Genomic DNA, 22360 nt, shown 5'->3' with positions numbered 1-22360 from the left:
CACAATTACCATTCATATGGCAAAGCAAATATTCTTCAATATCGACGCCCGCAACAAAATGAAAAAAGGCGTTGACACCCTGGCAGACGCGGTGAAAGTGACCCTGGGCCCTAAAGGCCGTAACGTAGTGATCGAGAAAAAATTCGGTGCTCCAAGCGTTACTAAAGACGGTGTTACTGTTGCAAAAGAAATCGAACTGGAAGATCCTATCGAAAACATGGGTGCCCAGATGGTGAAAGAAGTAGCGTCTAAAACTGCTGACATTGCAGGTGACGGTACAACTACCGCTACCGTTCTGGCCCAGGCGATCATCGGCGAAGGTCTGAAAAACGTAGCAGCAGGTGCTAACCCAATGGACCTGAAGCGTGGTATCGACAAAGCTGTTAAAGGTATTGTTGACAGCCTGGCTAAACAGTCTGAGAAAGTTGGTAACGACAACAAAAAAATTGAGCAGGTAGCTACTATCTCTGCCAATAACGATAATGCTATCGGTAAACTGATTGCCGAAGCGATGAAAAAAGTAACTAAAGACGGCGTTATTACCGTTGAAGAAGCGAAAGGCACTGAAACTACTGTAGAAGTAGTAGAAGGTATGCAGTTCGACCGCGGTTACCTGTCTCCGTACTTCATCACTAACAGCGAAAAAATGCAGGCTGAACTGCAGAACCCTTACATCCTGATCTACGATAAAAAGATCAGCACGATGAAAGACATCCTGCACATCCTGGAGAAAGTTGCTCAACAGGGCGCTCCCCTGGTGATCATCTCTGAAGACCTGGAAGGTGAAGCACTGGCTACCCTGGTAGTAAACAAACTGCGTGGCACTCTGAAAGTGGCTGCTGTTAAAGCTCCTGGCTTTGGCGACCGTCGTAAGGAAATGCTGCAGGATATCGCTACCCTCACTGCGGGTATTGTTATCAGCGAAGAACAAGGTTACAAACTTGAGAACGCCGACCTCACTTACCTGGGCCGTGCAGAGTCTGTAACGATCGATAAAGACAACACTACGGTTGTAGGTGGTAAAGGCAAAAAAGCTGACATCCAGGCTCGTATCGGCCAGATCAAAGCGCAGATCGAAGTAACTACTTCTGATTACGACCGCGAAAAATTACAGGAGCGCCTCGCTAAACTGAGCGGCGGTGTGGCTGTACTGTACGTTGGTGCTGCTACAGAAGTAGAAATGAAAGAGAAAAAAGATCGCGTTGATGACGCCCTGCACGCTACCCGTGCTGCCGTTGAAGAAGGCATCGTACCTGGTGGTGGTGTTGCTTACATCCGCGCTATCGAATCCCTCGACAAACTGAAAGGTGCAAACGAAGACGAAGCTACTGGTATCCAGATCGTTAAGCGCGCTGTAGAAGAGCCGCTGCGTCAGATCACTGCTAACTGCGGTATCGAAGGTTCTATCGTTGTTCAGAAAGTGAAAGAAGGTAAAGGTGACTTTGGCTTCAATGCACGCACTGAAACTTACGAGAAAATGCTCGCTGCAGGTGTAATCGACCCGACTAAAGTATCCCGCATTGCGCTGGAAAACGCTGCCTCTATCGCAGGTATGCTGCTGACCACCGAGTGTGTGATCGCTGATAAACCAGAGCCTAAATCTGCCGCTGGCCACGCGCACCCGGGCGGTCCTGGCATGGGCATGGATTACTAATTGGAAATACGGACATTCCCAATACAAGAGAGGTTGCCGCAAGGCAGCCTCTTTTTTTATACCCTTTCCTCTGTAACTTTACCGCGCCTCAACCGTTTAAGAAACATATACACCAGCCGGTTTAATATATGACGATACGTGCTATAACTGTAATGATCCTGTGCTTTATGACGGCACTCTGCGCCTGTACCAAAGAGGAAACTTCCCAAAGTCAGGACGGAATCGTTCGTGCGCAAGAGGAAGATGCCATTTTTGAAACATATTTCAGGTTAAACAACATCGATTCCGTTTTACGCGACCCCTCAGGGCTCATGTTCCGCGTTCACAGGACGGGCGGCCCGGAAACCATGAAAGGCAGCTCTGTACCCACTGTCATCTTTACCACCAAATTAGTGACCGGCAAAATCGTGCAGTCCTCCCTGGGCGTGCCCAGCATGCTGGACGGCAGGCCTTTAAATCAACATATACCGGGCTGGCAGATCGGCCTGTCCCGCATTGGCAAAGGGGGCAAAATGACCTTGTACATTCCATCGGCGCTGGCTTATGGTCCGGCAGGGATCAGTAACGTCATACCCGCTAACGCGCCCCTCATCTCCGAGATAGAACTGGTGGACTTTAAAGACTAATCAATTCGTTACTTTTATATTTCAATAACGTACACATGAAGATGAAACACCTTTTAGGCCTGGCTGCAGTATTGCTCGTGGTTTTGGCAACAGCTTGTAAGAAAGACGAAAAAGAAAGCTATGATGCGGCAAAACAGGCTGCGAAGGATGAAGAGATCATTAAACATTACATCGACACCGCAAATATTACCGGCATGGTACGCGACACCACCGGTCTGTATTACAAAATCGTTACACATGGTACCGGCACCGACACCATGAAACTGACCTCCAAAATGAAAGTATCTTACGTTGGTAAACTGCTGAACGGCACCACCTTCGATGGCACAGGCGACTCTACCAGCACCCTTGGCGGCGCGATGCTGATGAACCTGATCCGTGGCTGGCAGTACGGTTTGCGTAAAACCACCCAGGGCGGCGAGCTGGAAATGCTGATCCCCTCCGGGCTAGCATATGGTAGAAGTGCTTCCGAAAAGATCCCTGCTAACTCCGTGTTGTATTTCAGGATGAAGCTGGTGGAGGTTTATATCAACTAAGTTGCTTTATAAGATAAGAGAAAGCGCTTCCGGAAGGAGGTGCTTTTTTTATGCCTTCATCTTTATAACATAAGAGAAAGCGTCTCTGGAAGGGGCGCTTTCTCTTATGCCTTTATCGTCATCGCGAATGAAATGAAGCGACCCTACGCCCAAGCCTCCAGGCTAAATCATCGAAGCGAAGACTAAAGCGGAGGGTCGCTTCGCTCGCGTTCGCCATGACGGGAGAGGCGGATGAACAGCGAGACGATGCCCGTTCCATATTAAGTTTCTCACGCAGATGTCATTTACAGCGATGACCGGCACTGTGCATCGCCGATCTTTCGTTACTTTTGACTATTAAACTCTTTTCTGTGGCGCACGAGTGCATTTCCGTTTTCGACATTTTTAAGATTGGCGTAGGACCATCCAGCTCACATACTTTAGGCCCATGGCGTGCTGCCATGCGGTTTTTGCACGAACTGGAAGCGGAGCGCCAGCTATCCGATATTACCCATGTGACCGTATTACTGTATGGCTCCCTGGCCAAAACCGGCTATGGGCATGGTACAGACGTGGCAGTACAACTCGGCCTGGCCGGCGACGACCCGGTTACGTTCGATGTGAACAACATTACCCCGAAAATTAACGACATCCGCCGTACGAAAAAGCTGGTGCTGGCGGGTAAACACGAAATAGATTTTGACCCGGTAACAGATATCGACTTCCTGTACGAGGAATCGCTGCCGTTTCACCCGAACGCGCTGACCTTCCTGGTAACGTTTAATAACGGCGACCAGACCGCTTCTACTTACTACTCGATCGGCGGTGGTTTTGTCGTAAAAGAGGGCGAAGGTAATGCCGGCGGACAGCAGGTAGACCTCCCCTTCCCGATCGACACCGCGCGGCAGTTGCTGCAATGGTGTATCAAAACCGGGTACTCCATTTCGGAAGTGGTGATGGAGAACGAACTGGCCTGGCGATCGGAAGAAGCGACCCGCAAAGGAGTGATGAACATCTGGGAAGTGATGAAAGCCTGTATTTACAGGGGTTCGCATACATCCGGCGAGCTGCCTGGCGGACTAAAAGTTGCGCGCAGGGCGGCCGCACTCAATACCAGGCTGCTGAAAGGCCGTACCTATAACGACTACGATAGCTGGGTAAAAGCCATCCGCGAGGGCGGCAGTCATTTTGCCTATACACTTGACTGGGTAAGCTGTTTCGCCCTGGCGGTGAACGAAGAAAACGCTTCGTTCGGTCGCGTGGTGACGGCGCCTACCAATGGCGCGGCCGGCGTGATACCGGCAGTTTTACAATACTACATCACCTTCTGCGACGGATACGAGGAAGATAAGATCATGCGTTTCGTGCTGACCGCCTCCGAAATCGGCAGCATCTTTAAAAAACGCTCTACCATTTCAGCTGCGATGGGCGGCTGCCAGGCGGAGATCGGCGTATCGTCGGCCATGGCCGCAGCAGCGCTTACAGAATGCCTGGGCGGCTCGCAACGGCAGGTACTAATGGCGGCAGAGATCGCGATGGAACACCACCTCGGTTTAACCTGCGATCCCATCGGCGGATTGGTACAGGTGCCCTGCATCGAAAGAAATACCATGGGAGCGATTAAGGCCATTACCGCCTCGCAACTCGCTCTGCAAAGTAACCCGGAACTGGCTAAAGTATCGCTGGATGCCGTGGTGAAAACCATGTGGGATACGGCGCAGGACATGAACTCGAAGTACAAAGAAACCTCCGATGGCGGCCTGGCGGTGAACATACCGATCAGTTTACCAGAGTGTTAAACGAAAAATATTTTCTTTATCATTCAGGATAAGTGCTAAAAACATAATAATTAATTACTATGTTTGTGCGCGATATAAAACCATATACATTCATGTCCATTTCTAATTCACAGTTACTGTACGCAGTACTGATCATAGGCGCAGCTGTCATTATTTATTCTACGATCAAAGATCTGATCAAAAAAGAAAAAGAAAAGTCACTGGCAGGCAGCCAGCCCCCGGCAACACCATCCAGCAATGCCGCATTGCCATTGCAGTTGCAGGCCTACGAACGTATTGTGTTATATGTAGAGCGCATCACGCCCCAAAGCCTGATTACCCGCGTATCGCAACCTGGTCTTACGGTGAGCGACATGCAGGTTGGCCTTATTCAAACGATTAAAGCCGAATTTGAGCATAATATCTCCCAGCAGATCTATGTATCCGCCGAGGCCTGGGAAGCCGTTAAAACCGTGAAAGAACAGTTGATATCCATCATCATACAGGTGGCTTCCAAACTGCCTGCCGACGCATCGGGTAAAGAACTGAACAAAGGCATCCTGGAAGTGTTCCTGCAAAGCGGCGAATCGCCTGCGGACATTGCAGCGAGAATCATCAGCGCGGAAGCGAAGAAGATTATGTAAACAACGTCTCTCAATAACGAAGCCTGCATGTGATCCATGCAGGCTTCGTCGTTTTCTCGCGTTTATTACTGGATTGAAAAGATTTACGAGGCCATTCACCTCGTTTAATATCCTTTTCTCGCGTTAATCACTTCGTTAAACAGATACCCGCGGCCGTTAAACAGGATGTACAGCGGCTTTGACTGGTACCAGGGCTTGTCGCCCTCCTTTGCATGCACCTGGATATGCAGGTGCGGCTCCGCGCTGAAGCCGGAGTTGCCTACAGCGCCAAGGGGTTGGCCCTTCTGGATCATATCGCCTTCTTTTACCTTTACACTGCCCCGTTTAAGATGGGCAAGAAATACGGTGTATTCCTCCGTTTCGATCACGACCATATTCGTATTCTTGGGACCGCGCTGCATGTTGGGCGGAATATTATCCGGATTGTCCGTTTCGGCACGCACTACCCGGCCGGAGCAGGGACTGAACACCGTATCGCCGAAAATGGCATAGTCCTCCAGGTTGCGGGAAAATACACTGTTGGCGCGGCCACCGTATTTGTTCAGCTGCACGATGTCCATTGCATAAATGGCTCCACGGATGCTGAAATGAAAAAAGTTGCTCGGCAGACCTTTACCGCCCTGTAACACAAAGTAGCGGCCCGTCTTAAACGGGAAGCCGAGGTTTACCGTATCGGGTTTGCCGGTGGTACCGGTGAAATAAAGCACAGTCAGTATCAGCATCGTTATCGTAAAAAAGCTAAGGCTGATGCGCCGCCAGAGCGCCAGTCGCTTACCGGAGGGCTGATCACGCCGCCGGCGGAGTAATGCATACGCGGCCAGCATGATGTACAGGATACCAAATGCATAACGCGCATAAATACTGAGATAAACCCAAGTGCCATAGAGATAGATAAATAACGCCAGCGCCAGCGATAGGGCAGCCTGAAAACCGGCATCGGGCAAAGGTTTGCGGGAGGCTGTATACGCCAGCAGCAAACTGTAAAGGGCCAGGATAATGGTAATAGATAACAGCAGGTAGTTGATCATAGCCAGACTTCGGATTTTACCACAAATTATTGGTTCTTATTTAAACTGAATGTTAACGGCTCATAAACTGTGCCGTATCTATCGAAGTGTATTGTGCCGTTTGTGTGTAATATGTATCTTTCCGTACCCCTGAACGATTGCCTGAAAATATCGTAACATTGTAACCACCTTACCAATATGGACAAACAGATCAAAACGGATTCCGGCATAGTTATTCAGCCGGTATATACTACCCCGGTACCGATGACGGAAACGCCCGGCGAGTTTCCTTTTACGCGTGGTGTGCATGCCAGCATGTACCGCGACAAACTGTGGACCATGCGCCAGTACGCAGGTTTCAGTACGGCGGAAGAAAGTAACCGGCGCTACCACTACCTGCTGAGCCAGGGCGTAATGGGATTAAGTGTGGCCTTTGACCTGCCCACGCAGATTGGGTACGACAGCGATCATGCCATGGCGGAAGGTGAAGTAGGTAAAGTTGGTGTGGCCATCGATTCACTCGAGGATATGGAAATCCTGTTCAAAGACATCTCGCTGGAAAATATTTCCACATCGATGACGATCAATGCCACGGGCTTCATCCTGCTCGCGCTTTACATTGCATTGGCGAAAAGACAGGGGGCCGATCTGAAAAAGATATCCGGCACAATACAAAATGATATCTTGAAAGAATATGCCGCACGCGGTACGTTCATCTACCCGCCCCAGCCCTCAATGCGGGTAATTACAGACATATTCGATTACTGCAGCCGGGAAGTGCCGAAGTGGAATACGATTTCCATCTCCGGTTATCACATCCGCGAAGCAGGTGCTAATGCCGTGCAGGAACTGGCGTTTACGCTCTCCAACGGCAAAGCCTACCTGAAAGCGGCGATCGACAAGGGATTAGAAATAAACGTATTCGCCAAACGCCTCTCCTTCTTCTTTAACGCGCATAACCATCTTTTTGAGGAAGTAGCCAAATTCCGTGCTGCCCGCCGCATGTGGGCGAACATCACAAAGGAACTGGGGGCTACCGATCCCAAAGCACAGATGCTCCGTTTTCATACTCAAACCGGTGGCAGTACGCTCACGGCGCAGCAGCCACATAACAATATTGTACGGGTGGCGATTCAAACGATGGCCGCTACGTTAGGCGGTACGCAGTCTTTGCACACCAATGGCTACGACGAAGCCTTGTCGCTACCGACGGAAGCTGCCGCCCGCATCGCCCTGCGTACCCAGCAGATCGTAGGTTACGAAAGTGGTGTCGCAGACGCAGTAGACCCGCTCGCCGGATCTTTCTATGTCGAAGCACTCACCAACGAAGTGGAGGCCCAGGCGCAACTGCTGATCGATAAGATAGATGCAATGGGTGGTGCGGTGAGCGCGATCGAACAGGGATTTATCCAGGACGAAATCGCCCGCAGCGCGTATCGCTACCAGAAAGAAATTGAAACAGGCGAAAAGGTGATCGTAGGTGTGAACAAGTTTACCGTTCAGGCAGAGGAAGCGCCGGAAGTGTTTAGGGTGGACGACAGCATTCGCCGCCTGCAATCAGAAAAGCTCGCCTCGCTGCGCGCCCGCCGCGACAATGCAAAGGTGCAGGAGTTGCTGTCAGCTATTGAAGCCTGCGCCCGTACCACCGAAAACCTGATGCCGCTCGTAGTCGATGCTGTAGAGCATTACTGCACACTGGGCGAAATTTCGGACACGCTGCGTAAAGTGTGGGGCGAGTACCGCTAACCACGCATAAAAAAGTAACAACCGTTTTACCAAAAACGGATTTCAAGATTTAACTTCGCCGGCATGCGGCCAGGAGGCCTTTTCCTCCGGCCGGCGTAAACCGGAACAAAGCAACATGAGCCTTATTTCGTATCAATATTGTCCCTTATGTGGGTCCGATCACATCGCCCACGCGTTAAACGCGGTGGATTATACCGTATCAAAATCATCGTTTGAAATATGGCATTGTGCGCATTGCACCGGCCGTTTCACGCAGCATATACCCGAAGAAAGCCAGATTGGCGCTTATTATAAGTCGGAGGAATATATTTCGCATACCGAAACGAAGGAAGGACTAGTAAACCGCCTGTACCACAGTGCGCGTAAGATCACCCTCCGATCCAAACAAAACTGGGTGAAGTCCGCAGCCAAGCAGAAAGAGGGTTCCCTGCTCGACATTGGGGCCGGCACCGGCGCGTTTGCTCACTTTATGCAACAAACCGGCTGGAAGGTGACCTGCCTCGAGCCAGACGAAGGCGCACGGGCCAATGCACAAACGCTGTACAAACTGGCGGCATTGCCCTCAGAGGCACTGTTCACCATCGAAGCCGCGCAATTTGATGTGGTGACGATGTGGCATGTCATGGAGCATGTGCACAACCTGCATGGATACGTTGAGCAGATCAAAAGGGTGTTAAAACCCGGCGGCGCGTTGCTGATCGCTGTCCCAAACTATACGTCTAAAGATGCAGTCATTTACGGTGAACATTGGGCAGCCTACGATGTGCCGCGCCACCTGTACCACTTCTCCCCTGCTGCCATGCAGCAAATGTTGCTGGCACACGGCATTACAGTCGTAAAAAAGCACCCGATGGTGTTTGATTCGTTCTATGTGAGTTTATTAAGTGAGAAGTATAAATCCGGCGGCAGCGGACTGGTAAAGGGGTTCTGGAACGGGTTCCGCTCTTACCGGAAAGCGCTGCGTAACGTGGATGTGTGTAGTTCGATCGTATATGAATGTAAAATCCAAGCATAAAAAATTAAAGGCCGGGTTTATCGCCCGGCCTTTGTTTTTATGCCCGTTTCGCGGGAGCGGCTTTCACCGCTGTTTTCTTTGGATGGACGAGCTTCATTTCATCTACCAGGTGTTTGGCACCGGCAAACTTGTCGATGATGAACAGCACATAACGTACGTCCACCATAATATTTCGACAGATAGACGCATCGTAGTTAATATCACTCATCGTACCCTCCCAGGTGCGGTCGAAGTTGAGGCCAATGAGGTTGCCATACGCATCCAGGGCCGGACTACCGGAGTTACCGCCAGTCGTGTGGTTAGAAGCTATGAAACAAACCGGCATACGGCCGTTTGCACCGTACTGACCGTAGTCCTTTTGTGCATGCAGGGTGCGCAGTTTTTCCGGCACGTCAAATTCATAATCACCTGGCTTATATTTTTCCATCACACCATCGAGCGTGGTAATGAAGTCATACGTTTTTGCGTCTGTTGGGCGATAGCCATTCACTTTACCATAAGTGATGCGTAATGTACTATTTGCATCCGGGTAAAAACGGCGATCGTTCAGCACTTCCATTTGCGATTGCATGTAGATACGTTGCAGGCGGTTGATATCGTTCTGCATGCCTACGGCAGGGTTATTTACATTTTCGATAAAGCCATTTCGCAAGGCAATGCTCATGCGTGTGACCGGATCTTTAAATATGTCCGTGGCCACATCGCGGTAAGGTTTATCCAGGAAGGCTTTCAGCTTGTCGTACGACACGAGTGCGGAATTACTATAGTACTTATCCGCCAGTTGTTTACCGCTTTTATTTGTTTCCATCCATATCTGTGTGGCTTCGCCGCCAATGAAGCGGGAGGGCACAGCCGTGAAATAAAGGTCGAACAAGGCAGCGGCTACATCATGATCCACCTTCGCACTAAAATCTTTGTAGAACGAAGCCTGGCTGGCAAGAAACTTTTCGCGCAGGGCGGGGTATTCACTTTCTCCTTTCTGCCTTACTTCATTCATCATATTGATCAACTTATCTGAAACAGAGAGCAGCTCTACGTTGCGGGTCAGTTCGGAATAGTAGTCGCGGTTAACGGCGTAAGGCGAAAAGTCCTGGTAAATCGTGTTAAGTGAGTCCAGCACACCGTTGTACTTCTCTTTCAGAGAGGTGTTGGCGTTCAGACGTTTGGTGTATTCCGTTTCGTAAGTGATTCTTTTCTCAATACCTTTTGTTTGCTGCACGCCCTGCATTTCGCCGATCCACTTCTTCCAGGCGTTGGCGGTGCTGGCGTATTTGGCCGCATATTGTATTTTGATCTTTTCATCCTGGCGCATAAAACCGTCGATGATCTTCAGCGCTGCATCACGCATAGCTACACGGGCTACATCTTGTCCCTCTACGGTAAGTTTCACGGCCTGCGAAGGCAGATACTCCGTAGTACGGCCCGGAAAACCGAACACCATCGTGAAATCGTTCTCCGCGATACCGTCGAGCGATACGGGCAAAAAGTGTTTAGGCTTTAAAGGCACATTATCGGCCGAATATTCTGCGGGACGATTATCTTTCCCGGCATAAATCCTAAACAGCGAAAAATCGCCTGTATGGCGGGGCCAAACCCAGTTATCGGTGTCTGATCCGAACTTACCGATGGAAGATGGTGGCGCACCTACCAGGCGAACGTCGCGGTAAGTTTCTGTGACGAACAGGTAGTATTGGTTGCCCTCGTAAAAAGGTTTGATCACTACATCCTGGTAATCTTCTTTCTTCGCGTTGTCCTTGATCTTAGCCAGATTCGCTTCTATGACCTGCGCGCGGTCTTTCTCCGGCGTATTTCTGCCGGCACCTTGCAAAGCCTGCAGGGTCACGTCTTCGATGCGTACGATGAAGGTAACGAAGAGGCCTTTATTAGGCAGCTCTTCCGCCCGGGACTTTGCCCAGAAGCCTTTCTCGAGGTAATTACTTTCTACGGACGAGTGACTTTGTATAGCTGAATAACCGCAATGGTGGTTGGTGAGCAACAGGCTTTGAGAAGATATGAGTTCGCCGGTGCAAAAGCCGCCAAGGCTCACGATGGCATCTTTCAGGCTGCCTTTATTGACGTTGTAGATATCTGCCGCATTGATCTTCATGCCCATTCCCTTCATCTCCTTTTCGTTCATGTTCGACAGCAGGTGCGGCAGCCACATGCCTTCGGTGGCGTGGGCGCGAAATTGTAATAAAACGAACAGGGCTGGCAGCACGGCGCGTTTCAGCATTTGTTGCAACATACGTGTGTTGTTTGGTGTAAAAAGAGCAATTTAATCAAAAAAAGAACAGCCCGGCAACACTTCGCTGCCGGGCTGTTACTATAAACTGCTTTGTATTTTCTTACAGGTGGATCGCTTCGCCGTAAGCTACTTCGATCGCATCTTTTACGGACTCGCTCATGGTCGGGTGCGGCATCATAGCGTCCAAAGCCTCAATGTAAGTTGTTTCCAGCTTACGGGCAGTTACGGTTTGCGCGATGATCTCGGTTACGTTAGCACCGATCATATGAGTACCTAACCACTCACCGTATTTCGCATCGAACACTACTTTTACGAAGCCTTCGGTTGCGCCTGCAGCGGTAGCTTTACCAGAAGCAGTGAAGGGGAATTTACCCACTTTTACTTCGTACCCTGCTTCTTTAGCCGCTTTCTCGGTATAACCTACGGAAGCGATTTCAGGAGAGCAGTAAGTACAGCCAGGGATGTTGTTATAATCAACCGGCTCAGGTTTGTGATGGTATTTTTTCTCGTTGTAAGCGATAGCTTCCACGCAAACAATACCTTCTTTCATCGCAACGTGTGCCAATGCCTGGCCAGGAACGATATCACCGATCGCGTAAACGCCATTAACGTTAGTCGCGTAGTATTTATCAACCGTTACCCTGCCTTTGTCGGTTTTAACACCTACTGTTTCGAGGCCGATGTTTTCGATGTTAGCGGTAACGCCCACAGCGCTCAGTACCACATCTGCTTCCAGGGTGATTTCGCCGGTCTGGGTTTTTACTTTCGCTTTCACGCCAGCACCGCTGGTATCCACTGCTTCAACAGAAGCATTGGTCATGATGTCGATACCTTTCTTCTTGTAGATTTTCTCCAGTTCTTTAGAGATGTCTTCATCCTCTACCGGCACGATGCGCGGCATAAACTCAACGATAGTCACCTTGGTGCCGATGCTGTGATAGAAGTAGGCAAACTCAACGCCGATAGCGCCGGAACCAACAACGATCATAGATTTAGGCTGCTCAGGCAGTACCATGGCTTCGCGGTAACCGATTACCTTTTTGCCGTCCATTTTCAGGTTAGGCAGTTCGCGGGCGCGGCCGCCGGTAGCCAGGATAATATATTTTGCATCGTGTACAGTAGCTTTACCGTCTTTATCGGTTACTTCTACCTGGTTTTTGCTTTTCAGCTTACCATTGCCTAACAATACATCGATTTTGTTCTTTTTCATCAGGAACTGCACGCCTTTGCTCATTTTGTCGGCAGAACCGCGGCTGCGTTTAACAACGGCAGCAAAATCAGTTTCAGCACTGCTCACGGTAATACCGTAATCTTTCGCGTGCTGGATATATTCAAATACCTGTGCAGACTTTAACAACGCTTTAGTGGGAATACAACCCCAGTTCAAACAAATACCTCCCAGGTTCTCCCTCTCCACCACAGCTGTCTTGAATCCCAGCTGAGAAGCACGGATAGCGGCCACATAGCCGCCAGGGCCACTTCCAATTACGATTACGTCGTATGCCATATTGTTGGATTTTAAAATTAAACTTGCCAAAGGTAGTGAAAAATGTGGAAGTTCTATGCATCGCTTTCCATTGTAGGAAACGAGGCCTAAAGCCACGAAAAAGCCCATCAGTCTAAAGATATAAGACCGATGGGCTTTGTTCTATTTATATGGATGTGAAAGCTCGTTATTAGCGGAGGTCCACTACTTCTACGCCTGGATATTTTTTGCTGTCGAAAGTAAACGTAGCTTCGTTTACACTTGCATTCGGCGTAAAGTTGGTGATCTCGTAAGTTACTTTGTTACCGTTCTTTTCAAACATCTTCATCCTTGCAATGGTCTGGCTCTTTTTATCGATGGATACCAGTACTTTAAACATGGACTTAGACTTGTCGGTAGGCGTCAGCTCAATGTTCTGCAGCACTTTACCTTTCTCGGTGGTTTCCGCATCCATACGATACAGGTAATCTTTATCGTAGAAGTTGGTGAACAGTTTGGCCGGCGTCATGGTACCTGCGCTCTGGTCTACGTTATTGATGGTAACCTCGTTTACGTCTTTGGTGTATGTCCAGGAGGTTTTATTATCGCTGATAATTTCCTGTCCGTCGAGGGCTACTTTGTACTTGGCGCCTTTCAGGAATACCGTACCTTTCTTGGTATCAGACACTTTGTTGTTAGCCCCTTCGATTTTGAGGATGAAGTTGGCCACTACGGAAGTGAGTGATTTAAATTTTTTGCTCACGCCGTCCAGTACCGCTTTGGCTTTAGGATCGTTCGATTGTGCTGAGCTGACAGATACCAGTCCACACAACAGGGCGCCTATAAGTATCGTTTTCTTCATCATCTTAAGTTTTATAACAGTTATTGGTTTTTTCACGGTATAAGACAAATGTTATGCCTGATAACTTTAATGAAATGCAAAATTCGCATTTCCGGGCAAAAGTGGAAATGCCGGGCAATAATCGGAAGAATTATAACAAATCATTAAGAATTTCCTCGAGATCGGCCTCGGTTTTGACATTTACCTCCCTGGCCTTGCTACCCAGGTTCGGACCCACGATACCAGCGGATTCCAGCTGGTCCATAAGCCTGCCGGCGCGATTATAACCCAGTTTCATGCGTCTCTGCAGTAAAGATGTAGATCCCTGCTGATTTTGCACGATTACGCGGGCCGCCTCTTCAAAGAGCGGATCGCGGTCGGCCAGGCTGAAGTCTTTGCCGTCCATCTCCTTCTCGTCTACGTATTCAGGCAGTAGGAAGGCTTCCGGGTAACCCCGCTGTTCGCCGATAAATTCGGCTACCTTCTCTACTTCGGGCGTGTCAACGAAAGCACACTGCAGGCGCACTAATTCCCCATTGTAGCTGATCAACATGTCACCCTGACCAATCAGCTGCTCGGCACCGCCAATATCCAGGATGGTGCGGCTATCCACTTTGGACGATACCTTAAACGCTATACGGGCCGGGAAGTTGGCTTTGATGGTACCGGTGATGATGTTTACGGACGGGCGCTGCGTGGCAATGATGAGGTGAATACCTACGGCACGGGCCAGCTGGGCCAAACGGGCGATCGGCATTTCCACCTCCTTACCGGCAGTCATGATGAGGTCCGCAAACTCATCCACTACCAGCACGATAAACGGCAGGAAGCGGTGCCCCTTCAGCGGGTTAAGCTTACGGGCAGTGAATTTTGCGTTGTACTCGCGGATGTTACGGGTGGCGGCCTCTTTTAACAGGTCGTAACGCACATCCATCTCAATACAGAGGGCGTTGAGGGTATGAATTACTTTCTTTGTATCGGTGATGATCGCATCCTCCTCCCCTGGCAGTTTGGCCAGGAAGTGTTTCTCGATCAGTTTGTACAGCGACAGCTCCACTTTCTTGGGATCGACTAACACAAACTTCAGCTGCGACGGGTGTTTTTTATACAATAGCGACACCAGGAGCGTGTTGATACCCACAGACTTACCCTGGCCGGTGGCACCCGCCATCAACAGGTGTGGCATTTTGGCCAGGTCGGCAATAAAGTTCTCGTTATCGATCTTTTTACCGATCGCCACGGGCAGGTCCATGTTGCTGTTCATGAACTTTTCCGAAGCGAGCATATTACGCAGCGATACGATGCTTTTCTTCACGTTCGGCACCTCGATACCAATGGTACCTTTACCCGGAATGGGCGCGATAATACGGATACCCAGGGCGGACAAACTCAGCGCGATATCATCTTCCAGGTTTTTGATTCGGGAGATGCGCACACCGGCGGCAGGTACGATTTCGTACAAGGTAACGGTCGGACCAACAGTAGCGCTGATCTTCTGGATTTGTATGTCGTAGTTTTTGAGCGTATCGATGATCTGGTTCTTGTTTTTTTCCAGTTCGCTGGCATCCTGCACGATTTTATCGGAACCGTGGTTTTCAAGCATTTCGAGCGCAGGGTATTGATAGTCGCGCAGGTCGAGCGTGGGCTCGTAAGGGTCTGCGGTAACGTGTTCGCGAACGGGCAGTGGCCCCTGGTGAACGTCTTCGTCTTCTGCCACGGTTTCTTCTACCGGCGGTTTGATCTCGAATGTTACCTCCGTGGGCGTTTTACCGCGACGGGCCACAGGTTGTTCCGGAATTTCCAGTTCAGCAGGTTTGGTAACTTCCGTCATATCGAAAGGTGGCTCGTCCTCTTCCTCCACCAGCTCCAGCAACGATTCTTCGGGCAATGGTGGTGCTATCGGCGGAATGTAGGTGATGTGACTGGCCGGAATGGAAGGTTCTTCTCTCTCCACCAGCTGTAATCCCGGGTCGAAGTCTTCTTCGGATGCGGGTTGTATTACCGTAACGCCGCTTTCGTGTTTGAGGCCGTTAGGTCGGAAAGGTGCCGTATCTTCTTTGGGCTCCACTTCTTCGTCAATATGTAAAACAGGGCCGCCTTCATCGGCTTTCACCGGTTTAATGGCAGGCTGTTTCTTTTCCGGCAGTTTGAAGTCGATGTTGAATTTCCAGATCAACCAGCTTAAGCCGGTTACCAGTAATAACAGGCCCATGCCCGCTTTACCCACAAAGCCGCTTGTCCATTTCGTAATCGCGGTACCCACCGCGCCGCCCCATGGGAAGGCGGACTTGCCGGAAATGAATGCAAAAGCAGTGGAGATAAATATCAACCCGAACAGGATATATTTTACGTTGCGCCAGATGCGGAATACGCGGCGGCCAACGATATAGTTTACCCCTAAAATGAAAAAGAAATAGCAGAACAGGTAAGATGCGAGGCCGAATCCTTTGTAGAAAAACCAGTGGGAAACGAAGGCGCCCAGGCGGCCCAGCAGGTTATCCACTTCCACATCATCACTAAAAAGAATACGGGCAGAGTAGCGGAATACTTTGTCCTGGTCTTCTTCCCAGGAAAAAAGGTAAGAGGTGAACGCGATAAAACAGTAGAGCGATAACAGCAGCATCGAAACACCCAGTACTTTATGGGTGCGTTCGTCCTTTACCAGTTCCTTTACTTTCACTTCCGGTTCTTTGTCCGGCTTCAGCACATCGGGGTCTGGCTTGGCTTGCGGTTTCTTGCTTTCCGCTTTTTTCTTTTCGGTTTTCAGTTTGTTTCCTGCCATAATATGGTACCAAAATTAACTATTGCCGGGCATACGGCCTTTTTTATTTCTGCGGCCCGGTACGTTGTTGTATCCACTTCGTCATCATCTCCAGCACCTCAGGCGATATGGTTTGTTCCAGCATGGCATACTCCTGTACATCGCAGGTTTTACACTGCTGGAAAAGGTGGTTCAGTCCGGGGAATATATGCACCGTAACATCTTTGTTGCCGGCCTTTTTTAAACCGCTGCTCCAGCCTTCGATATTTTCTTTAGCCGATACCTGTATGTCTTTTTCCCCGTTAATTGCCAGCACCGGGCATTTGATTTTCGGCATGTACAAAGCCGGATCAAAACGCACGATCGACAACATGGCGGGCGAAGTAGTGCTGGTGATCGTCTGGAACGTGAACGCCGGCTTTTGCAGTCCCTTGCGGTATAATTCGGGCATTGCATCGTACAGGTTGTTTACGAGCGGTACGAGTTTGCGGCGTAATGTATCTATGTTCTTTTCAGCGGCCAGCATGCGCAATAAACGTGTATTTTCCGCAGTTATTACTTTGATCACGCTATCGGGCATACCGCCGGAGCGATTGACCGCCGCATTTTGCAGCCGCGCCATGTCAACACCGTTCAAGCCCGGCCCTGCCATCGACACGATAAAACCGATCGACTTATCGTTTGCCGCCAGCATTTGTACCACCATGCCACCTTCACTATGTCCGAGTACGCCGACCTTTGCGGCATCTACATCCGCGCGCTGTTGCAGCCAGGCTACACCAGCCGCTGCATCACGGGCAAAATCGTTTACATCTGCTTTGCCGTAGTTGCCGGTAGACTTACCGAAACCGCGATCGTCGTAGCGTAAAACAGCAATGCCGTTACGTGTAAAATAATCGGCGATCACCCAAAAAGGTTTGTGACCAAACAGCTCCTCGTTACGGTCCTGTGCGCCCGACCCGGTAATGAGCAACACGGCGGGAACCTTACCGGTGCCGCGCGGGCGGGTAAAGGTGCCGGCCAGGGTTACATTATCTTTTGTATTGTTGAACGTAATGTTTTCCACTTCGTAATCGAAAGGCGGCTTAGGTTCCTGCGGAAAGTTCACCACCGCTTTTTCCAGCTTGTTGCGGGAAAAGTCCAGCTGAAATTGTTGCCCCGCCTGCGAAAAATGCCCTTTGTATATGGCAGCAGAATCCAGCCATAAACCTTTATAACGCAGGGCAAGTGAGCGTATTTCAAACTCCAGCGTATCGCCGTTCTGCCGCAACACATCCATCGGAAATTCGCGTTGCGTTTGGTCGGGCGACTTAAACACACCTTGCAGCGTGCCGTTATTATCGGTAAGCGTGAGCACGGCGCGCGCTTTCATGAACACGCCATACCAATCGCCTGCAATATTACGCTGCTGTGCATTTACGGAAATGCTACCCAGGAGGGCGGCCAGTATCAGAACGAAGCGGGTTAAACGCATAGAACAATTACTTTTTAAGGAACGCCAGGGCCATGCAGATCCAACCGGCAATGAAGAACAGGCCGCCGAAAGGCGTAATGATACCAAACTTGTTCAGTCCTACGGTTTCGGTCGCCTTAAAGATCGTAAGCAGGTACAGCGAGCCGGAGAACAACAGGATGCCCAACAGGAAACACCGGCCAGCCCAGGTCATTAACGGCCCTGGATAATTGGCGTACAGGATGCCCACTGCTAATAATGCAAAGGCATGGTAAAACTGGTAAGTCACACCGGTTTGGAAAGTACTTACTGTTTCGGGCGGTACCAGTTCTTTCAGTTTATGTGCGCCGAAAGCGCCCAAGGTCACAGATAACGCACCTAATATGGCGCTCCAGGCTAAAAAGTTCTTATGCATCTTTCAAATGTTTATCAAAGGTATCGAGCGTGATATCTTCACTTGTAATTACCACCTTGGCCTGCTCGTACACCGGCGCGCGGGCCATTAGTTTTTTCTCTACGAAGGCCAGCAGCTCTTCATCCGTCAGGTCTTGCAGTAACGGGCGTTTGCCGCGTTTGCGCTTCAGCCTTTCCACCATCGTTTCTACAGCCGGATTAAGCCAGATGGTCGTGCCCTTTTCGTTCATGAAAGTGATATTATCATGGAAGCAGGGCGTACCGCCGCCGCAGGAGATCACGAACTTGTCCTGTTCGGCCACCAGTTCCCGCAGCGCATCTTTTTCCATCTGGCGAAAAGCATCTTCACCTTTGGCGGCAAATATATCACTTACAGACATGCCCTCCCGTTCTACAATCACCTCGTCGAGGTCATAAAATGGCAATTGCAGGTGTTCGGCCAGTTGTTTGCCCCAGTATGTTTTGCCGGCCCCCATGAAGCCTAAAAGGAATACTCTCAAGTTGAACAGTTTTTTTCAGTCATCCAATGACATATATCATTCCACTACCCAGGCCAGGCACATATTGCCGTCCATGAGGTAATGCAAATATAAGCGTGCGTTTTTATCCGGTTTAAGAAAATCGCAGACGATGATGCCCGTTTGCATAAAGCGGAACGGATGCAGTTGCATATGCTCGCGAAAATCGACCTTACCCTCGCCGTACCACTTGAACACCGCTTCCTTGGCCGACCAGCACACCGACTTATGCAGCAGCGGTTGTCCCGGGTCCATAAAAGCCAGCTCCTGCGGCCCCAGGAATTTGTGCGATACCTTTTCGATCTTGGGTTGCGCCAGTTCAATATCGATGCCAACACCCGCTTTGCGGCTCACGATCGCCGCGGCGTAATCATCGCAATGGGAAATAGAAAAGTGAAAACTATCATCGGGCAGATAAGGCTTGCGGCTTTCCCTTACGCGGATGTTATTTACCGGAAAATCCGGAAACAGTTCCTGCAGCAGGTAACGGCCTGCGAAGTGCTGTAATCGTTTATGCGGATGGTGTACCTCGGGTTCGATCGCTACCTTCTTCCTGAAAAAGGCCTCTTTTTCACTAATTTTCCACACCCCCAGCTTTGTATCTTCATCTATTTGTATCGTACGTAATATTGGCATATCTTGCCGCATTAATTAAGTGATCAAAAGTAATAGAATTAATATTAACCCGATCACTTAAAAACTAACCAAACAACGTTCCAGTATGATTTTGTCGGATAAGCGCATCCTTGAGGAAATTGAAAAGGGTACAATCGTGATATCCCCGTATGACCGGAAATTTCTCGGTACCAACTCTTATGACGTGCATTTGGGTAAACACCTCGCCACGTACAGAGACCGCGTGCTGGATGCCCGTAAACACAACGAAATCGACCATTTCGAAATCCCGGAAGAAGGCTTCGTACTGGAGCCAAACACCCTTTACCTGGGCGTAACACTGGAATACACCGAAACGCATGCACACGTGCCGTTCCTGGAAGGGAAGAGCAGCACCGGCCGCCTGGGCATCGACATTCACGCTACCGCTGGTAAAGGCGACGTAGGCTTCTGCAACACCTGGACGCTCGAAATTTCCTGTGCACAGCCGGTACGCATATACGCCGGCATGCCAATCGGTCAGCTGATCTACTTTGCAGTAGAAGGCGACATTGAAACTTTCTATAACAAAAAGGGAAATGCCAAATACAACGGCCGTACCGTGAAGCCGGTAGAGAGTATGATGTGGAAGAACGAGTTTTAACAGCAACCCGCTGAAACATAAAAGGAGAAAGGTTTTACGGACTTTCTCCTTTTTTTATGGATCAGATATTCTGTTCTGGTATCTTTTCGGCCAGCAGCTCATCTACCAACCGGTTGAAATTTTGCTTGAACGTTTCGTAATGTGCGCCTGTACCCGGACCGGTAAAGCCCGTATGCACCTCCTTTACCTTGCCGTTCTTACCGATGAAGATCGTCGTCGGGAAGCCTTTGATGCCGGTTAACTGCGGCAGCGTTTTTTCCGTACGCAGCGTGTCGGACGGTGTTACGCCGGTCAGCAGCACGGGGTAAGTAACGTCGAAGCGTTTAATGAAGCTCATCGCCCCCTTTTTCGACTTCTCTGTATCCGTGGTACGCTCATATGCCAGCGCGATGATCTCCACGCCACGGTCTTTATTTTGCTTGTACCAATCGCTCAGGAACGCCGTTTCATCCATACAGTTCGGGCACCAGGAGCCGGAGAGTTGTACGATGACCACCTTATTGCGGAAACGCTCGTCGCGGATAGACACTTCGTTCCCGTTCACATCCGGGAACCGGAAGTCCAGCACGCTGGAATCGGGCTTTATCGTGTTCAGTGTGGTTTCGTCCGGCAGTACGGCCTTTGTGTCCTTACGGGCGGTCCAGATTTCCTTGCCGGAGATGCCCGCGTAAAACATCCCGTTGCTCAGCGTGGAATCGCTTTCCACTTTGGCAGTGAACAGGTAAGCGTGCGAACCGTCGAAGGTGGAGAGCTTCAGCGTATCGTCTTTCACCACACCTTCCAGGAAGCGGTAGTCACCTGTGCTGGTGAGGAATGTACCAATTACACGGCTTCCCTCCTGTTCAAATTCACCAATAGCGAAGGAGCTGTCCGTACCATCCGGCGCGGTAAAATAAGTAGCCCATCTGCCCGAAACTGACTTTTCTGTGGCTGCACCAGTGGGGAATCGTTCGGCCACACCAGGGCGTGCACTAAAGGGAATACTCGCATCTTCTTTAGCCAGATGCCGTACCCATAATCCTTTCAGGCTGCCATCGGCCTGCAGGGCGGCCTTAAATTCAGAGTCGAAGAAGGGCATTTTGATGAATACCGAATCCGCCTGCTGGCGAACATCGTCGACCAATAAACGTTCCTTTGCATTCAGAATGTGCAGTTGCGGTTTGCCGGCACTGTCACTCACTTCAAAATTGAAAACAATATCGGCGCCATCGGCCCGGTGAAGGCGGGCCTGCCATATCCCGGACTGCAATGCCGGTTTGGTTGGTTCACATGCCCACAGGCTTGCGGAGAGCAAAGCCAGGGAAAATATCTTTCTCATCTGGCAAAATTAGGGGAAAAAGGGCAGAATACCCTAGCGACTGAATAGACTAAAAAAAAGACCGCTCCGGCATGCGGAGCGGTCTCGAATTTCTTGTATAGGCATTGCTGCTACTTCACGGTTACAAAACTTTCCCTGATCTTGTCCATCAGCTTACTTTCAATCATTTGCTGAGCAAGGAGGATCATATTTTTGAAAGCCGGTCCCTCAGAAATACCATGGCCAATGATCACCGGTTCGTTTACGCCTAAAATGGGGGTACCACCGTAGGATTCGAAATTGAACTTATCGATGTACTCGTCCCTGATATTCCTCCTTTTGGTGATTCCATAGAAGGATTCAGCCAATTTGAGTATCACGTTTCCGGTAAAGCCTTCGCAAACAATAACGTCGGCTTTATCTTCAAACAGGTCGCGACCTTCTACGTTACCAACGAAGTTCAGCTGTGTGCTCTCTTTCAAAAGCGGGTAAGTGGCCTGGGCCAGCAGGTTTCCTTTTCCTTCTTCCTCCCCAACATTCAACAAGCCAATGCGTGGCGAATCAATTTTGAGGATGTGTTGGGAATAGAGGGAACCGAGCACAGCGAACTGCAGCAGGTTTTCCGGCTTACAATCGGCGTTAATACCCACGTCCAGCAATATACCATTTACGCCGTTTTCACGGGGCACAATGGTGGAAATTGTGGGACGCTGAATGCCTTCAATCGTTTTAACGGTATAAAGCGCGCCTACCATCATCGCCCCGGTGTTACCGGCACTGATAAATGCGTCAACTTTCTTGTTGTGAAGAAGGTAAAAGCCTATCGCAATGGAAGATTGCTGCTTCTCCTTCAGCGCCTTGGTAGGATGTTCATTCATCCCAATTACTTGAGATGAATGAACAACTGAATATCGTGATTGGTCCAGACCCGCTTCGGATAACAAAGGCGACAAGACTTGCTCGTCACCGATGAGTACCAGGTGCGCGTCAGAGGCGACGGTCTCTAAAAATAACTTTACTCCTTTTACTGCTTCAACAGGGGCGAAGTCGCCACCCATCATATCAAGCCCGATTCTCATGTGTATTTGTCTGTTAGCTCGGGTGTAAAAATAGTAAAAAATTA

Annotated in this window: 19 protein-coding genes; 8 read left to right on the top strand and 11 right to left on the bottom strand. The window is 49.9% G+C overall.

Features of this window, described 5'->3' with window-relative positions; genetic code table 11:
- Positions 1 to 16 precede the first annotated feature (16 nt).
- From groL to MKQ68_RS03880, 5 genes are all read left to right on the top strand, one after another.
- Positions 17 to 1654: a chaperonin GroEL gene (gene groL, locus MKQ68_RS03900; protein WP_264282164.1), complete on the top strand. Its 1638-nt coding sequence runs from the start codon at positions 17 to 19 to the stop codon at positions 1652 to 1654.
- A gap of 167 nt (positions 1655 to 1821) precedes the next feature.
- Positions 1822 to 2280, top strand: coding sequence for an FKBP-type peptidyl-prolyl cis-trans isomerase (locus MKQ68_RS03895; protein ID WP_264282163.1), 459 nt, complete (start codon positions 1822 to 1824; stop codon positions 2278 to 2280).
- 35 nt (positions 2281 to 2315) lie between these two features.
- Complete coding sequence (locus tag MKQ68_RS03890) at positions 2316 to 2816, top strand: FKBP-type peptidyl-prolyl cis-trans isomerase (protein ID WP_264282162.1); 501 nt, start codon at positions 2316 to 2318, stop codon at positions 2814 to 2816.
- Positions 2817 to 3166: 350 nt separating this feature from the next.
- The gene (locus tag MKQ68_RS03885) at positions 3167 to 4594 is read left to right on the top strand and encodes an L-serine ammonia-lyase (protein ID WP_264282161.1); all 1428 of its coding nucleotides are present in this window, start codon (positions 3167 to 3169) and stop codon (positions 4592 to 4594) included.
- A gap of 92 nt (positions 4595 to 4686) precedes the next feature.
- Positions 4687 to 5217 (top strand): DUF7935 family protein, encoded by a 531-nt coding sequence (locus MKQ68_RS03880; RefSeq protein WP_264282160.1) that lies wholly within the window; start codon positions 4687 to 4689, stop codon positions 5215 to 5217.
- A 104-nt stretch (positions 5218 to 5321) separates the two neighbouring features.
- Here MKQ68_RS03880 and MKQ68_RS03875 read toward each other — a convergent pair whose 3' ends face one another.
- Positions 5322 to 6245 carry a M23 family metallopeptidase gene (locus MKQ68_RS03875; RefSeq protein WP_264282159.1) on the bottom strand — a complete coding sequence of 308 codons (924 nt, stop codon included), beginning with the start codon at positions 6243 to 6245 and terminating at the stop codon, positions 5322 to 5324.
- Positions 6246 to 6422: 177 nt separating this feature from the next.
- On the opposite strand from MKQ68_RS03875, the gene MKQ68_RS03870 reads away from it, so the two are divergent.
- Both MKQ68_RS03870 and MKQ68_RS03865 read left to right on the top strand, forming a co-directional pair.
- The gene (locus tag MKQ68_RS03870; RefSeq protein WP_264282158.1) at positions 6423 to 7970 is read left to right on the top strand and encodes an acyl-CoA mutase large subunit family protein; all 1548 of its coding nucleotides are present in this window, start codon (positions 6423 to 6425) and stop codon (positions 7968 to 7970) included.
- A gap of 115 nt (positions 7971 to 8085) precedes the next feature.
- The gene (locus tag MKQ68_RS03865) at positions 8086 to 8985 is read left to right on the top strand and encodes a class I SAM-dependent methyltransferase (protein ID WP_264282157.1); all 900 of its coding nucleotides are present in this window, start codon (positions 8086 to 8088) and stop codon (positions 8983 to 8985) included.
- 37 nt (positions 8986 to 9022) lie between these two features.
- Here MKQ68_RS03865 and MKQ68_RS03860 read toward each other — a convergent pair whose 3' ends face one another.
- The 8 genes from MKQ68_RS03860 to MKQ68_RS03825 form a co-directional block, all read right to left on the bottom strand.
- A complete protein-coding gene (locus MKQ68_RS03860) occupies positions 9023 to 11230 on the bottom strand; it encodes a S46 family peptidase (protein WP_264282156.1) in 2208 nt (735 codons plus the stop codon).
- A gap of 100 nt (positions 11231 to 11330) precedes the next feature.
- Positions 11331 to 12737: a dihydrolipoyl dehydrogenase gene (gene lpdA / locus MKQ68_RS03855; protein WP_264282155.1), complete on the bottom strand. Its 1407-nt coding sequence runs from the start codon at positions 12735 to 12737 to the stop codon at positions 11331 to 11333.
- A gap of 169 nt (positions 12738 to 12906) precedes the next feature.
- Complete coding sequence (lolA1, locus tag MKQ68_RS03850; protein ID WP_264282154.1) at positions 12907 to 13557, bottom strand: outer membrane lipoprotein periplasmic chaperone LolA1; 651 nt, start codon at positions 13555 to 13557, stop codon at positions 12907 to 12909.
- A 130-nt stretch (positions 13558 to 13687) separates the two neighbouring features.
- Positions 13688 to 16318 carry an FtsK/SpoIIIE family DNA translocase gene (locus MKQ68_RS03845; protein ID WP_264282153.1) on the bottom strand — a complete coding sequence of 877 codons (2631 nt, stop codon included), beginning with the start codon at positions 16316 to 16318 and terminating at the stop codon, positions 13688 to 13690.
- Positions 16319 to 16361: 43 nt separating this feature from the next.
- Positions 16362 to 17771: an alpha/beta hydrolase family protein gene (locus tag MKQ68_RS03840; protein ID WP_244841606.1), complete on the bottom strand. Its 1410-nt coding sequence runs from the start codon at positions 17769 to 17771 to the stop codon at positions 16362 to 16364.
- Positions 17772 to 17778: 7 nt separating this feature from the next.
- Positions 17779 to 18165, bottom strand: coding sequence for a DUF423 domain-containing protein (locus MKQ68_RS03835; protein WP_244841608.1), 387 nt, complete (start codon positions 18163 to 18165; stop codon positions 17779 to 17781).
- Entirely contained in the window at positions 18158 to 18664 is a 507-nt protein-coding gene (locus MKQ68_RS03830) for a shikimate kinase (protein ID WP_264282152.1), read from the bottom strand. The genes MKQ68_RS03835 and MKQ68_RS03830 overlap by 8 nt, the downstream gene beginning before the upstream one ends.
- 36 nt (positions 18665 to 18700) lie before the next feature.
- Positions 18701 to 19318: a 4'-phosphopantetheinyl transferase family protein gene (locus tag MKQ68_RS03825; RefSeq protein ID WP_255861223.1), complete on the bottom strand. Its 618-nt coding sequence runs from the start codon at positions 19316 to 19318 to the stop codon at positions 18701 to 18703.
- A gap of 85 nt (positions 19319 to 19403) precedes the next feature.
- On the opposite strand from MKQ68_RS03825, the gene dcd reads away from it, so the two are divergent.
- A complete protein-coding gene (dcd, locus tag MKQ68_RS03820) occupies positions 19404 to 19940 on the top strand; it encodes a dCTP deaminase (RefSeq protein WP_264282151.1) in 537 nt (178 codons plus the stop codon).
- A 61-nt stretch (positions 19941 to 20001) separates the two neighbouring features.
- Here the strand turns inward: dcd and MKQ68_RS03815 are convergent, their stop codons facing one another.
- Positions 20002 to 21258 carry a peroxiredoxin family protein gene (locus tag MKQ68_RS03815; protein WP_264282150.1) on the bottom strand — a complete coding sequence of 419 codons (1257 nt, stop codon included), beginning with the start codon at positions 21256 to 21258 and terminating at the stop codon, positions 20002 to 20004.
- A gap of 110 nt (positions 21259 to 21368) precedes the next feature.
- The gene (gene plsX / locus MKQ68_RS03810; protein ID WP_244841619.1) at positions 21369 to 22316 is read right to left on the bottom strand and encodes a phosphate acyltransferase PlsX; all 948 of its coding nucleotides are present in this window, start codon (positions 22314 to 22316) and stop codon (positions 21369 to 21371) included.
- Between the last annotated feature and the right edge of the window lie 44 nt (positions 22317 to 22360).

This window comes from Chitinophaga horti, from assembly GCF_022867795.2.
Classification (GTDB): Bacteria; Bacteroidota; Bacteroidia; order Chitinophagales; family Chitinophagaceae; genus Chitinophaga; species Chitinophaga horti.
The sequence above is the reverse complement of the archived record's forward strand: the minus strand, read 5'-3'. Positions and strand labels throughout refer to the sequence as shown.